Raw genomic sequence first — 14,393 nt, 5'->3', positions numbered from 1 at the left:
CTCAGGCCGGCTACCCGTCGTCGCCTTGGTGAGCCATTACCTCACCAACAAGCTGATAGGCCGCGGGCTCATCCTTCACCGCCGGAGCTTTCAACCTCCACTCAGGAGAGTGGAAGTATTATCCGGTATTAGACCCCGTTTCCAGGGCTTGTCCCAGAGTGAAGGGCAGATTGCCCACGTGTTACTCACCCGTTCGCCACTAATCCCCACCGAAGTGGTTCATCGTTCGACTTGCATGTGTTAAGCACGCCGCCAGCGTTCGTCCTGAGCCAGGATCAAACTCTCCGTGAATGTATTCCCGTAATCGGGACGACACCACGAGAGCGGAACCCCCCGCGGAATGAACGGGAGGTTCACAGCGTCCTCGCTGTGTATTCTTCAAAGGAACCTCGTTCCCGACCGAATGGCCGGAGACGGGGTATCAACATATCTGGCGTTGATTTTTGGCACGCTGTTGAGTTCTCAAGGAACGGACGCTTCCTTTGTACTCACCCTCGCGGGCTTTCCTCCGGGCTTCCCTTCGGTCTTGCGTTTCCGACTTTACCAGACTCTTTCGTGTCCGATTCCCCGTCGGAGGGGTCTCGCTTTCCGGCTTTTCGGCCTTCCAGCGACGTTGACTGTAGCAGATCCTTTCGGGCCTGAACCCCAGTCAACTGGTTTTGTCCTCACGACTGTTGGGCCGTTCCGACGTTCCAAACGTTAGCGGATGCTGTCGGCAGTTCCTAATCGGGCTGCCTGACCCCAGGGGAATTCAATTCGGGCATGCCGAAATTGACCCCGTAGGGAGATCGCACTAGTGGTTTGATGTGCCGCTTCTGCGGCGGGAGTTGTTGCCGCAGAACCGTTACGGCCCCGTGGCAACTCGAAGAACCTTACGGATCCACGAGGGGGTTGTCAAGCTTCCCCTAAGCGACAGCTCGGCAAACCTCGGGGGTGCCGTCAGTCCAGGTCGGTGAGCCGGCCGCCGGCGTCCGGCTGGGCGTGCTCCACGCGTCGGAGGAGGCGGGTCAGAACGTCGCCGAGGACGCCGCGTTCCTCCTGGGAGAGGTCCTGGAGCAGGTCCTCCTCGAAGACGCTGGCCAGGCGCATGGCTGCCAGCCACTTCTCGCGGCCCTCGGTGGTGAGCTCGACGATGACGCGTACGCGGTTGGACTCGTCGCGCTCTCGCGTGACCAGGCCCTCCGCCACCATGCGGTCGATCCGGTGAGTCATCGCGGCCGGGGTCAGGCCGAGGCGCTTGGCGAGGTTGCTCGGGCCCATGCGGTAGGGGGCGCCGGAGAGGACGAGGGCCTTGAGGACCTCCCACTCGGCGTTGCTGATGCCGAGGGTGGCGGTCTGGCGGCCGTAGGCGACGTTCATACGGCGGTTGAGGCGGCCGAGGGCCGAGACGATCTTCTCCACCTGGGGGTCGAGGTCCTGGAACTCGCGCTGGTACGCGGCGATCTGCTCTTCGAGTGTCGGCTCGCCGGCGCCGGGGGTGTCGCCCATGGGCCGAAAGTATGGCATGTGCTCGCTTGGTGTCTAAGTCCTTCAGTGTGTAGAGTTCAGTGTCTAAGTTTAGCTTTGAAGTCTTCACTTCTAAGTTTCGCGAACCACTGAAGCAGGTGAAAGTGACCAGGGCGAAGGGCGCAGCGATGCGTCGGATCCATGCGGGCAACGCACTCGGCGCGTTCGGGCTCGGCTTCACCGTCCCGTATCTGTACGTCTACGTGGCTCAGGTGCGGGAGCTCGGTGCTGTGACGGCGGGGCTTGTGCTTGCTGTCTTCGCGGTGGCCGCGCTGCTTGTGCTGCCGTTTGCCGGGCGGGCCATCGTCAGGCGTGGTGCGCTGCCGGTGCTGCTTGTCGCCCTGGTCACTGCCGCGTTGGGTGCGCTGAGTCTGGGGCTTGCGAGTAGCGGGGTGACCGTGTTGCCGGCCGCGGGGGTGCTCGGGGCGGGGCAGGCCGTGATGCAGCCGGCGCTTGCGACGATGATCGTGGATTGTTCGACTGCCGGGACTCGGTCGCGAGCCTTCGCCATGCAGTTCTTTCTGCAGAATCTCGGGCTGGGGGTCGGTGGGCTCATTGGTGGGCATCTCGTCGATGCCACGCGGCCGGGTTCCTTCACGTTGTTGTTCACGGTCGAGGCGGCGATGTTTCTGCTGCTGGTCGTGATCATGGCGACCATACGGATGCCGGATGCGCCGCGGCTCGGGAGCAGGGCGTCGCGGGCCAAGGGGGGCTGGAAAGAGCTTCTCGGTAATCGGGCCATGGTGCAGTTGTGTGTGCTGGGGTTTGTGCTGTTCTTCGCCTGTTATGGGCAGTTCGAGTCGGGGCTGAGTGCGTACGGTGTCGAGGCGGCGGGGATTTCGACTTCCACGCTGGGCACGGCGCTTGCCGCCAACACGGCGGTGATCGTGGTCGCGCAGTTCGTGGTGCTGAGGTTCGTGGAGCGGCGTCGGCGGTCCCGGGTGATCGCGGCTGTTGGGCTGATCTGGGCCGTCGCGTGGGGCGTGGCCGGGTATGCGGGGCTCGGGGACGGGAGCCAGGCCATGGCCACGGCCGCGTTCATCTCGACGTACGCGCTCTTCGGGCTCGGTGAGGCGATGCTGTCGCCGACCGTGGCGCCGTTGGTCGCCGATCTGGCGCCGACGGGGATGGCGGGGCAGTACAACTCGGCGTTCGCGCTGGTGAAGCAGCTTGCACTGGCGGTCGGTCCTGCGGTGGGCGGGCCGATGGGGGCGGCGCTGCACGGGCCGTACGTCGTGACGTTCCTGCTGTTCTCGCTGGGCATCACGTTCCTGGCCGTACGGCTGGGGCGGCAGCTCACGCCCGTACAGAATCAGCCGTCGATGGCGAGGAGCCGGGTCGTCGCGCGGAGTGCGGGGCCCTCGGAGGCGGTATCGGCGAAGGTCTGAAGCCGTGGAGAGGCGGCCGTCACCTTGGGGTGACGGCCGCCTCTTTGTGTCAGCGGAGGGCTGTGACCAGGGTCGAGGTGAAGGAGAGCGTCGCTGTGCCGTCGGGGGCGGTATGGGCCTTGAGGAGGTCGTGGACCGTGCGGCCCGCGCTGGTGAGGGCTTCCTGGCCGCCTGTTTCAATGATCGTCTGGCCCCAGGGGACAGCGGAGAGGTGGCTGGCGGCGAAGTCTGCCAGCGGGGGTAGCGCGATGCCGAAGGTGACCTCGCGGTCTGTGACCTCCTGGAAGCCTGCTCGGCGCAGGGCGGTCGTGAGGCGTTCGGCGGGAACGAAGGCGGCCGTGAAGTTTGCGGCGGCTTCCGGGCCGCCGTGTTCTGCGATGGCGCGGTGCTGGGCGGTGAAGTACGGGGACTTGTCGAGAGATGCCCACATGGTGGCGGCGAAGCGGCCTCCAGGACGCGTCACGCGCGCCGTCTCGGTGAGCGCCGCGTCCAGGTCGGGGAGGAACTGGACGCCCTGCTGGCAGACGACCGCGTCGAAGGTGTCTTCTGCGTACGGGAGTTGGTCGGCGGGGGCCGCGGTGAACTCGATGTCTGGGTACATGCGCGGGTGGTGTGCTTCGGCCACCTTGAGCATGCCTTCGTTCGGGTCGGCGCCGTAGACCCGGCCCGCGGGACCGACCCGGGCGGCCGCCACCCGCGCCGCGAATCCGGTGCCGCATGCGAGGTCGAGCACCGTGGCTCCGGGGAACAGGTCGACGGCGTCCACGACCGCCTCGACGAAGGGCGCCATGATCGGCGCGACGTACCGCTCGTAACGCTCGGGAGCACTGCCTGTGAGCTGGAAGCCCGATTCCGTTTGCTCTGCCATGGGGGAGCTACTAGCACCGTGTGCGGCGATCGGCCAGATGGCGCGCGGCCTCGGATCTATGTGACACGCGGAAGTGCGAACTCGCACCACACCGACTTGCCGCCGCCGGGCGTGCGGCGTGAGCCCCAGTTGGAGGCGATGGTGGCGACGATCGCGATGCCGCGGCCGGCCTCGTCGGCGGGTTCGGCGCGGCGGCGGCGTGGGAGGTGGTCGTCGCCATCGGTCACTTCGACGATCAGGCGGCGGTCCGTGCGGCGCAGACGCAGGCGCATGGGCGGGGTGCCGTGCTGGAGGGAGTTGGCGACGAGTTCGCTGGCGGCGAGGACGCCGAGGTCGTGCAGGTCCGTGGGGAAGCGCCAGCTCGTCAGGACGCCGGAGGCGAAGGCCCGCGCGCGTGGGGCCGCTTCCACGCCGCCGAGCAGCTCCAGGGCGGCGTTTCGGAAGAGCTCGCCGTCGGAGCCCGTACGGGACGGGTGCTGGAGTACCAGGACCGCCACGTCGTCGTCGTGGTCCGCCGTCATGCCCGCCGAGCGGACGAGGCGGTCGCAGATCACCTGGGGTGTGCCCGTGGCGCCCGCGAGGGCTTCCTCCAGGGCGTCGATGCCCTCGTCGAGGTCCTTGTCGCGGCGTTCGACCAGGCCGTCCGTGTAGAGCACGGCGGTGGAGCCGGGGCCGAGCGGGATCGAACCGGAGGCGTGCATCCAGCCGCCCGTGCCGAGGGGCGGGCCGATGGGTTCCTCAGCGCGCAGAACGGTGCCGCTGTCGTCGCGTACGAGGATCGGGAGGTGGCCGGCGGATGCGTATACGAGGCGGCCCTCGTTGGGGTCGTGGACGGCGTACGCGCAGGTGGCGATCTGGTTGGCGTCGATCTCCGTGGCCAGGCCGTCGAGGAGCTGAAGGACCTCGTGCGGGGGCAGGTCGAGGCGGGCGTACGCGCGGACGGCGGTGCGGAGTTGGCCCATGACGGCTGCCGCGCGTACGCCTCTGCCCATGACGTCGCCGATGACCAGGGCCGTACGGCCGCCGCCGAGGGTGATCACGTCGTACCAGTCGCCGCCGACCGCGGCCTCCGTGCCGCCGGGGTGGTAGACCGCGGCGACGCGGAGGTCGTCGGGTTCCTCCAGGTCCTGGGGCAGCAGGGAGCGCTGGAGGGTGACCGCGGTCTCGCGCAGCTCGCGCTCGCTGGCGCGCAGGCGGTCGGCGGCCACGGCCTGGTCGGTGACGTCTGCGGCGAAGATCAGTACGCCACCCCCTTCGGGGGTGGCCGAGATGTCGACGGGGGTGCACGTGAACGTGTACGAGCGGCCGCTGGGGACCTTGCGGGACAGGACCGTACGCGGCTTGGAGCTGCGCAGGACCTGGTCGAGGAGGGACAGCAGGCCGATCTCCTCCAGCTCGGGCAGCGCCTCACGCGCGGGTTCGCCGACCGGACGCACGCCGAAGGCCTCTGCGTAGGCGTCGTTGACGTACGCGAGGCGGTGCTCCGGGCCGTGTACGAGGGCTACGAGGGCGGGGATGCGGTCGAGGACCTCTCGGACCGGTAGTTCGTCCACAGCGGGGATCTGTGGGGTTTCGTCGTCGCCGACGTCATCGGTGTCGGCGGCTTCGCCGGCGGTTCGCCGCTCGGCGCGGGCCGCGGGCACGGAGCCGCTCTCCGAGGGGAGCGCGTTCGACGAACTGCCGGTCCGCGCCTGAGCGCGGCGCTGCGTTCCGGGGAGCCGGGCGCTCCAGCGCGTGAAGTTCACTGTGGGACGGCCTCGTGAGATTGAAGGGCGAGCGGTCGGCCCGCCCATGGTCGTGGACCAGTGTGTCCGACCGGACCGACATCCGTCAGACGCCGGTCCCTGAGGTGGAGTTCCTGAGTCCGGTCAGGACGACCCCTTCGGGTCCTCTGGAGGCTTTCCACCGGCCGCGAGTTCGAACTCCGCACGGGGATGTTCGAGCGAACCGAGGGAGACGATCTCCCTCTTGAAGAGCCCCGCCAGCGTCCACTCGGCCATCACCCGGGCCTTGCGGTTGAAGGTCGGAACCCTGCTCAGGTGGTACGTGCGGTGCATGAACCAGGCGGAGTAGCCCTTCAACTTGCGCCCGTAGACGTGTGCGACGCCTTTGTGCAGTCCCAGGGAGGCCACCGAGCCGGCGTACGCATGGGAGTACGTCTCCAGGGGCTCGCCGCGCAGGGAGTGGACGATGTTGTCGCCGAGGGTCCTGGCCTGGCGCACCGCGTGCTGGGCGTTGGGGGCGGTCTCCGTGCCGGGCTCCTTGGAGGTGACGTCGGGGACGGCGGCGGCGTCTCCCGCGGCCCACGCGTGCGTGACGCCCTCGACGGTCAGCTCGGCGGTGCACTTGAGGCGTCCGCGCTCGTTCAGCGGCAGATCGGTGGCGGCCAGGATCGGGTGCGGTTTCACACCGGCGGTCCATACGACCGTACGCGTCGGGAAGCGCGCGCCGTCACTCAGTACGGCGACCCGGTCCACACACGACTCGAGGCGGGTCTCCAGGCGTACGTCGATGTTGCGGCGGCGCAGTTCGGTGACGGTGTACTTGCCCATCTCCTCGCCGACCTCGGGCAGGATGCGGTTCGAGGCCTCGACGAGGATCCACTTCATGTCCTCGGGCTTGACGTTGTGGTAGTAGCGCGCGGTGTAGCGGGCCATGTCCTCGAGTTCGCCGAGGGCCTCCACGCCGGCGAAACCGCCCCCGACGAAGACGAAGGTCAGGGCCGCGTCGCGGATCGCGGGGTCGCGGGTCGAGGAGGCGATGTCCATCTGCTCGATGACGTGGTTGCGCAGGCCGATGGCCTCTTCGACGGTCTTGAAGCCGATGCCGTGGTCGGCGAGGCCCGGGATGGGGAGGACGCGTGAGACGGACCCCGGCGCGAGGACGAGCTGGTCGTAGGAGATCTGTTCCGGCTCCGCGCCCTCTTCCAGGGTGGCGAGTGTGGTGAGGGTCGCGGTGCGCTTGGCGTGGTCGATGGACTGGGCCTCGCCGATGACGATCTTGCACTGGTCGAGAACACGGCGCAGCGGCACGACGACGTGGCGGGGCGAGATGTTTCCCGCGGCGGCCTCGGGGAGGAACGGCTGATAGGTCATATAGGGGTCTGGCGTGACCACGACAATTTCTACGTCGCCGCGTTTGAGCTCCGCCTTCAGCTTCCGCTGGAGTCGCAGAGCGGTGTACATCCCGACGTAACCGCCGCCGACGATGAGAATGCGCGCACCGTTCGGGCGTTCGGGGGTCGTCCCCCGGGAGATCGCAGTGTTCACCCACCCATGACGCAACGCGCTCTTGATTTTGTCCACAGCCCCGACAATTTGTGTGACCCGCCGCCTGAGACGCGCAGAGTTGGCCGATTTGCCGGAGTGGGCGGAAGATGTGCAGGTCAGATGGGGTGGACAGGATGAGGGTAGGTGTCTTAATCGGGACGTATGCGGTCCGTAGTCCGATCGGGGGGCGCACTGTGCGGAACCTGCCCCTTCTGAATTGACCCTTACTCAACTATGTTCGTGTGTCATCGGGGTGTAGGGGGAAGCACTCGGCGGGTCCGCACGACTGGTACGACGGGTACCACGGGTCGTGGGGCCGATGCCTGTTCCGCTCGCTCCGGCTTGTCAATGGCGGGGAGAGTCTCCGGGGGGGAGACGTCATTACCGGGGGAACACATATGCATGTTCAAGAAACTCATTGGTCATCCGCGTCTGCCATCGCAGGCGGCGGCGCGGTCGGTGCGGCGATGGGGAACGGACGCGGTGCGGGGGACGCATCGCGGACGACACCGCTGCGCGTGGATGCACAGCGCAATCTGGAGCACGTACTGCGCGCGGCGCGCGAAGTCTTCGGCGAGCTGGGATACGGCGCGCCGATGGAGGACGTGGCACGGCGCGCACGGGTCGGCGTGGGCACGGTGTACCGGCGCTTCCCGAGCAAGGACGTCCTGGTCCGGCGGATCGCCGAGGAGGAGACCTCCCGGCTGACCGACCAGGCCCGGGCGGCGCTCGGCCAGGAGGACGAGCCGTGGTCGGCGCTCTCGCGCTTTCTGCGGACCTCTGTGGCTTCGGGTGCGGGGCGGTTGTTGCCTCCGCAGGTGTTGCGGGTGGGCGTCGTGGAGGACGGTGCGGTTCTCGACGAGGCGCTGGTGCCGCAGCAGCGGGCGCAGTCGGTGTCCGGCTTCGGATCCGGCAACGGCTCCGGCCTCGGATCCGGCTCCGGTGAGCTGCGGCTCGTGGAGCAGCGGTCGGGGTCCGACGAGGAGGCCGCTGCGGCGGACGACGACGCGGGGGCCGCTCAGCTGCTCGAGGTCGTGGGGCGGCTTGTGGAGCGGGCTCGGGCGGCGGGTGAGCTGCGGACGGACGTGACCGTGTCGGACGTGCTGCTGGTGATCGCCACGGCGGCGCCGTCGCTGCCGGATGCGGCGCAGCAGGCTGCGGCTTCGGCGCGGTTGCTGGACATTTTGCTGGAGGGGCTGCGGTCGCGTCCCGCGTAGGGCACGGGGCGGGCGTGTTGCGCGTTCGGCCACTTCGCTGAGGCCCGTACGGGGGAAGGGGGTTGACCTCTTCCCCCGTACGGGTGCGCGTGCGTGCTTCGCGTGTGTGGGCGGGATGCCGGTAGGGGGCTGCTGGGCGGGGTTTCATTTTCCCCAAGCCCGCCCCTTCCCGAAGACAAGGGGCTCCGCCCCTTCGACCCCGCCAGGAGCTCCGCCCCTGGACCCCGCTGGGGCTGCGCCCCAGACCCCCATCGGCCTGACGGCCTCGTCCTCAAACGCCGGACGGGCTGTTTGATGCGGGCCTGCGTTGGAAAGTTCCCGCCTGGGCAGCGGAACTCCGGCGTGGAGTCAGAGCCACTCCGGCGTTTGAGGAGCTACCCCTGCCGAGCCGCCGCCCCCGCCCCCAACGCACCCCGCTCCGGCGCGATCCCCCCAGGCACCGCCCGCTGTCGCGCAGGCGTCCCGGTCCAGCACGTGCCCCTGCGGTCCAGCAAGCGGCCGAGCCATAGCTCCAGGGAGACGAGGTCTGCCAGGCCCTCCAGGGGCAGGGGTTCGCCTTCCGCCGCCGCTCGGAGGGCCTTGCGGACGACCCTGGCCTCTATCAGGCCTGCCTGGGCCAGGAGCGGGGTGTCGAAGAGGGTTACCAGGGTGTCCGCGGCGGCGCGCAGGCCGGTGCGGGCGGCGGCTGCCGAGGTGGCGTGGGACGGGGCGCCCCAGCCGGGTGGGAGGTCGGCTACGCCGGCGCCTTCCAGGACCGTACGGAGTATGGCGGCTCGGGCGCCGGGCTGGACTCGGAGGGCCTCGGGGAGGGCTCGGCAGGCGCGTACGACCTGGTTGTCGAGGAAGGGGGCGTGCAGGCGCTGGAAGCGGATCTCGGCGGCCTGTTCCAGGATGCGGAGGTCGGCGGCGTGCCGGGCGAGGGCGGCGCGGGCTCGGAAGTCGCCGGGGCGCTGGCCGGGGCCGACACTCGCCCGGGACGTCGCGCCCGTCAGGCGAACCGATACTTCAGCCAGCGCCTCGCCGGTGAGCCAGCGCGCAGCGGGGCCCGGTCTGGCCCAGGTGAGCGCGGCGAGGGACGCCCCCACGGCACCTCCGGGCTCGTCGAAGCGCCTGTGCAGCAGCCGGTCGGCGAGACCCTGTATGCCGACGAGATAGGGCGTACGGGCGAGCTTGCGCGCCGCACCGTACACGCGCGCGGGGACCAGGACCGAGCCGTCCGCCTTCGCCAACGCGGCGACGGGGCGCACCAGATGACGTCGTTTGCGGTCCATCAGCAGGTCGGCCAGGCGCGCCGGGTGCGCGTCCAGAACCTGCCGGGCGCCGTACCCCGTGAAGTGGTCCGCGCTGCCCGCGGCGAGCCGCGCCCGATGGCAGGCGGCGGTCACGAGGGAGGGGCCCGGCTCGTCCGTCAGCGGGCCTTCCAACTCGGCGTAGGGGAGGACCTCTTCGCCGCCGGCGACCACTACGTGGTGCAGCCGGGGATTGGCTGCCAGCGTCCCGGCGCGCTCCAGTTCGGCCTCGCGGCCCTTCACGGCGAGGTCGTTGAAGGTGACCGCGAGGAGGCGCTCGCCGGCGCCGGTGCCGTGCCCCAGGACGGTGCCCGGCATTCCGGGGAGGCCGGCGGCAAGGAGGGCGAGAGTGCCCGAAGCGGGGCCTCCGGAAAGGTCGGCTCCTATGCCGGGTACGGGCATGCCTCGCGCCGCACGCCGCTCGGCGGGCCCCATGCCGGGCACGGGACCGGGGTCCACATCGGCGCCGGGGACATGGCGGGGAGCGGCGAGACGGGCGCGTACGGACTCCACCAGGGCGTCGCGTACGGCGTCCACCGCGCTGTCGGGGTCGACGGTGGCGGCCGCGACGGCGAGGGAGGCGACCGGTTCGTAACCGGCGATCTCGCGTGCGCCGGCGCGCAGGATCAGCGCGTGCCCCGGCGGAATGCGCTGCACGCCCAGGTAGGGCGTGGAGTTGTGCAGGGCGGCGGGTACGTCGGGGGCGGCGAGGATGGCTGCGAGGTGTCCGAAGTCGAGGTTGGCCTCGATGAGGTCGGCGAGGGGGAGCGCGGCCGTGGCGTACGCCGTGCCGCCCGACCAGGGGGTGTAGAACACCGGCCGTGCGCCCGCCAGATCGCCGCACACCATCACCCGGCGGCCCACCTGGACGACGGCGGTGTAGCTGCCGGACCAGGCCGTCAGATGGCGAAGTGCCCCTCCGCGCGCGGCGACCAGGCCCACCCGCAGCTGTTCGTCGGAGGCGCCGCAGGTGCCGAGCACGGCGATCCGGTTCTGTGCGTCGGCCTTCACGACGCGCACCTCGTCGGGGCGCCAGTCGCCGACCGCCCAGAGCGGATCGGGGTCGCCCCACAGGAGTTGGGACCCCACCGGGTGCACCGTCTCGCCATCGCTGCCGGTGGCCCCCGCCGAGCCGATCTCAGGAGCCGCAGTGGCGGTACTGCTCCACCCCACCAACCACCGCATCGCCGCCTCCACAGGCTGTGGACAACCAGTGCACCGTACGAACTGGGCACCATGCTGCCACGAAGAGAGCGCGCCGGTGGGTCCTGCCGTCGCTAGTGCACCCCAGAGTGCGCCCCTGAGGAGATGCCCGCTATGGAGCGAACGCACGCACGGAGCACGGAGATTACGACGCGAATGCGCCCCCGGTTCGCTCCCCCACGACACCCAACGCGCCGTCAAGTGCCATGGTAGGAGGGACTTTCGAGCTCAGAAGGCAGGGGCGAAAATCAGCCAAATCGGCGATGGGTGCACGGGCGTGCACACGCTCCGTACAGGCCCTGCGCAACGCACGATCCGGGAGGCGCAGTTCGCCTCCCGGACCGGTCCGCCGCCCGCGGGGATATGAGACGGCGGTGTCCCCCAGCCCGCTGGATCCAGTACAGCGGGCCGACCCACGCAGGATCCATGGAAGCGATTCGACGGTGGCCGGAGAAGAGCGCACGGCCGGGCGCACAGCCACACACCGGGAGCACACCACAACGCTGCGTACTTCCCAGCGGACCACAATCTCGCCATCCGGAACTATGCCTCTTAACGCATGGGATGCGGCGAACTACGCTGGGTTTACGAATGCCGCGTGGTTATGCCAACGCGGCAGCCGTCTGTGTCGAGGGGTGGCGCATGTCCAGGGAGCAACGCGGGCCGAACGAAAAACTCGGCGCCGTTCTCGCCCTCGCGGGAATCAGCAACGCAGGCCTCGCCCGTCGCGTCAACGATCTTGGCGCACAGCGCGGACTGACTCTTCGCTATGACAAGACCTCGGTGGCGAGATGGGTGTCGAAGGGCATGGTGCCGCAGGGTGCGGCCCCGCACCTCATCGCCGCGGCCATCGGCCAGAAGCTCGGCCGCCCCGTACCGCTCCACGAGATCGGTCTGGCGGACGCGGATCCCGCCCCCGAAGTGGGCCTCGCCTTCCCCCGTGACGTAGGACAGGCCGTGCGGGCCGCGACGGACCTGTACCGCCTCGACCTCGCCGGGCGCAAAGCCGGCTCCGGAGGCATCTGGCAGTCGCTGGCCGGTTCGTTCGCGGTGAGCGCGTACGCGACTCCCGCCTCCCGGTGGCTGATAACCCCGGCCGACAGTTCGGTGGCCCGCGACGCGAGCCCTGTGGACGGCTCCGGAGCACCGCTGAAAGTCGGCCACAGCGACGTACAGAAGCTGCGTGAGGCCGCCGAGGACGCCAGGCGCTGGGACTCCAAGTACGGAGGCGGCGACTGGCGTTCGTCCATGGTGCCCGAGTGCCTACGAGTGGAGGCGGCGCCGCTGCTGCTCGGCGCGTACTCGGACGAGGTGGGCCGGGCGTTGTTCGGCGCCTCTGCCGAACTGACCCGCCTTGCCGGGTGGATGGCCTTCGACACCGGCCAGCAGGAGGCCGCACAGCGGTACTACATCCAGGCGCTGCGTCTCGCGCGCGCGGCGGCCGATGTGCCTCTGGGGGGGTACGTACTGGCCTCCATGTCCCTCCAGGCGACGTACCGCGGCTTCGGCGACGAGGGCGTAGACCTCGCCCAGGCCGCCCTGGAGCGCAACCGTGGCCTGGCCACGGCCCGCACCATGAGCTTCTTCAGCCTCGTCGAGGCACGCGCACACGCGCGTGCCGGCGACGCCCAGGCCGCCGGCGGGGCCCTGAAGGCCGCCGAGGGCTGGCTGGAGCGGGCCCGTGACGGCGACCAGGACCCGTCCTGGCTCGGCTTCTACTCGTACGACCGTTTCGCCGCCGATGCCGCCGAGTGCTACCGCGATCTCAAGGCTCCGCGCCAGGTGCGCCGCTTCACCGAGCAGGCACTGTCGAAGCCGACGGAGGAGTTCGTGCGGTCGCACGGCCTGCGGCTCGTGGTGTCCGCGGTTGCCGAGCTGGAGTCGGGGAACCTGGACGCCGCGTGTGAGCAGGGCGTGCGGGCGGTGGAGGTGGCGGGGCGGATCTCTTCGGCTCGCACCACGGAGTACGTGAAGGACCTGCTGCATCGGCTGGAGCCGTATGGGGATGAGCCGCGGGTGATGGAGTTGCGGGAGAGGGCTCGGCCGTTGCTGGTCGCTCCCGCATAGAGCCGGGTCCTTCGCGTCTGCCTGGTTGGTGTGGTTTTGGGGCCGCGGTTTGTCTGTGGCTGATCGCGCCCACGCGACGGAGCCGTGGATCGACCCAGCCCCGCGCCCCTCCAGGGACCTACGGCCCTCAATCGGGGCGGCGGGGCCCTCCGCCGATTTTCGGGGTTTCAGCGCGTTGTCAGTGGCGCAGTGCACTATCTAAGTGGGAGGTGGGAAGGTGCGGCGCGTGATCGTTTATGACTGTGATGTGGTCGTGGTCGGCGGGGGGATCGTTGGGCTGTCCACGGCTTATGCGATTACGCGGGCCGCGCCGGGGACTCGAGTGATGGTGCTGGAGAAGGAGCCGGGGCCGGCTCAGCACCAGACGGGGCGCAACAGCGGGGTGATCCACAGCGGGATCTACTACCGGCCCGGGTCCCTCAAGGCGCGGTATGCAGTGCGGGGTGCGGCCGAGATGGTCAAGTTCTGCGCGGAGTACGGCATCGCGCATGCCGTTACGGGGAAGCTGATCGTCGCCACGGAGCGGGACGAGCTGCCGCGGCTGCATGCGCTGGTGCAGCGTGGGCGGGAGAACGGGATTCCGGTACGGGAGCTGGGTGCGTCCCAGATCGCCGAGTACGAGCCGGAGGTCCGGGGGCTTGCCGCCATTCATGTCGCCACGACTGGCGTCTGCGACTTCGTGGGCGTCGCGCGGCAGCTCGCGGAGGCCTCGGGGGCGCAGATTCGGTACGGGGCGGAGGTCACGTACATCGACCGGCGGCCCGATCTCGGGGTCGCTGTACGTACGGGCGACGGGGACGTCGTACGCGCGCGCGTGCTGGTCAACTGCGCGGGGCTGCACTGTGACGAGATCGCTCGTCTTGCGGGGGACGAGCCCGGGATGCGGATCGTGCCGTTCCGGGGGGAGTACTACTCGCTGACGCGGCCCTGGCTGGTGAAGGGGCTGGTGTATCCGGTGCCGGATCCCGCGTTTCCGTTCCTCGGGGTGCATCTCACGCGCGGGATCGACGGGGGCGTTCACATCGGGCCGAACGCTGTGCCGGCGTTGGCCCGTGAGGGCTATGACTGGCGGACCGTGCGGGCTCGCGAGCTGGGGGCGACGCTTGCCTGGCCCGGAGCCTGGCGGATAGCTCGGCGGCACTGGCGGTATGGCGGGGGTGAGCTGCGGCGGTCTTTGTCCAAGGGGGCGTTCGCCGCGGCTGTGCGGCGGTTGTTGCCCGCGGTTACGCCGGATGACCTGGTTCCGACTTCTGCGGGCGTCCGCGCCCAGGCGGTCCTTCGGGACGGCACTTTGGTGGACGACTTCCTTCTGCGGGAAGGACCGCGGACGGTACATGTGCTGAACGCGCCGTCCCCTGCGGCCACCGCTTCGCTTCCGATTGGGCGTGAGGTGGGGCGGAGGGTTCTGGAGGCGTTGGGGTGACCGCTGGGGTTTCTTTCCCCAGCCCCGCCCCTTCCCGAAACTGGGGCTTCGCCCCAGGCCCCCCCAGGGGTGGGGGTGACATGTCGTGTCGCGGCTGCGGGACCGTTGTGGCTGGTCGCGCAGTTCCCCGCGCCCCTGAGGGGCGCTCCCGGAACCGTCAGTC

At 69.7% G+C, this 14,393-nt stretch carries 9 protein-coding genes and 1 rRNA gene; 4 read left to right on the top strand and 6 right to left on the bottom strand.

All coding sequences use genetic code 11. From position 1 onward, the window contains the following. Window positions 1-291 (bottom strand): 16S ribosomal RNA (locus tag ACFYO0_RS16000); the annotation flags it as partial. Window positions 292-939: 648 nt separating this feature from the next. Next, entirely contained in the window at window positions 940-1,488 is a 549-nt protein-coding gene (locus tag ACFYO0_RS15995) for a MarR family winged helix-turn-helix transcriptional regulator (protein ID WP_388675419.1), read from the bottom strand. 146 nt (window positions 1,489-1,634) lie between these two features. On the opposite strand from ACFYO0_RS15995, the gene ACFYO0_RS15990 reads away from it, so the two are divergent. After that, on the top strand, window positions 1,635-2,894 hold the full coding sequence (locus ACFYO0_RS15990) for an MFS transporter (protein ID WP_388675497.1): 1,260 nt from the start codon (window positions 1,635-1,637) through the stop codon (window positions 2,892-2,894). 49 nt (window positions 2,895-2,943) lie between these two features. Here ACFYO0_RS15990 and ACFYO0_RS15985 read toward each other — a convergent pair whose 3' ends face one another. The 3 genes from ACFYO0_RS15985 to ACFYO0_RS15975 form a co-directional block, all read right to left on the bottom strand. After that, a complete protein-coding gene (locus tag ACFYO0_RS15985; protein ID WP_388675416.1) occupies window positions 2,944-3,762 on the bottom strand; it encodes a methyltransferase domain-containing protein in 819 nt (272 codons plus the stop codon). A 56-nt stretch (window positions 3,763-3,818) separates the two neighbouring features. After that, the gene (locus ACFYO0_RS15980; RefSeq protein WP_388675413.1) at window positions 3,819-5,507 is read right to left on the bottom strand and encodes a SpoIIE family protein phosphatase; all 1,689 of its coding nucleotides are present in this window, start codon (window positions 5,505-5,507) and stop codon (window positions 3,819-3,821) included. Window positions 5,508-5,630: 123 nt separating this feature from the next. Next, complete coding sequence (locus ACFYO0_RS15975) at window positions 5,631-7,031, bottom strand: NAD(P)/FAD-dependent oxidoreductase (protein WP_388675410.1); 1,401 nt, start codon at window positions 7,029-7,031, stop codon at window positions 5,631-5,633. 398 nt (window positions 7,032-7,429) lie between these two features. Between ACFYO0_RS15975 and ACFYO0_RS15970 the strand changes: the two genes are divergently transcribed. After that, on the top strand, window positions 7,430-8,248 hold the full coding sequence (locus ACFYO0_RS15970; protein WP_388675407.1) for a TetR/AcrR family transcriptional regulator: 819 nt from the start codon (window positions 7,430-7,432) through the stop codon (window positions 8,246-8,248). Window positions 8,249-8,622: 374 nt separating this feature from the next. On the opposite strand, the gene ACFYO0_RS15965 is transcribed toward ACFYO0_RS15970, so the two are convergent. After that, window positions 8,623-10,722 carry an asparagine synthase-related protein gene (locus ACFYO0_RS15965; RefSeq protein WP_388675405.1) on the bottom strand — a complete coding sequence of 700 codons (2,100 nt, stop codon included), beginning with the start codon at window positions 10,720-10,722 and terminating at the stop codon, window positions 8,623-8,625. A gap of 660 nt (window positions 10,723-11,382) precedes the next feature. On the opposite strand from ACFYO0_RS15965, the gene ACFYO0_RS15960 reads away from it, so the two are divergent. After that, the gene (locus ACFYO0_RS15960) at window positions 11,383-12,807 is read left to right on the top strand and encodes an MFS transporter (protein ID WP_388675403.1); all 1,425 of its coding nucleotides are present in this window, start codon (window positions 11,383-11,385) and stop codon (window positions 12,805-12,807) included. 217 nt (window positions 12,808-13,024) lie between these two features. Next, complete coding sequence (gene lhgO, locus ACFYO0_RS15955) at window positions 13,025-14,230, top strand: L-2-hydroxyglutarate oxidase (protein ID WP_388675400.1); 1,206 nt, start codon at window positions 13,025-13,027, stop codon at window positions 14,228-14,230. The last annotated feature ends 163 nt before the right edge of the window (window positions 14,231-14,393 follow it).

The organism is Streptomyces sp. NPDC006365 (genome assembly GCF_042870755.1).
GTDB lineage: Bacteria > Actinomycetota > Actinomycetes > Streptomycetales > Streptomycetaceae > Streptomyces > Streptomyces xiangluensis.
The sequence above is the reverse complement of the archived record's forward strand: the minus strand, read 5'-3'. Positions and strand labels throughout refer to the sequence as shown.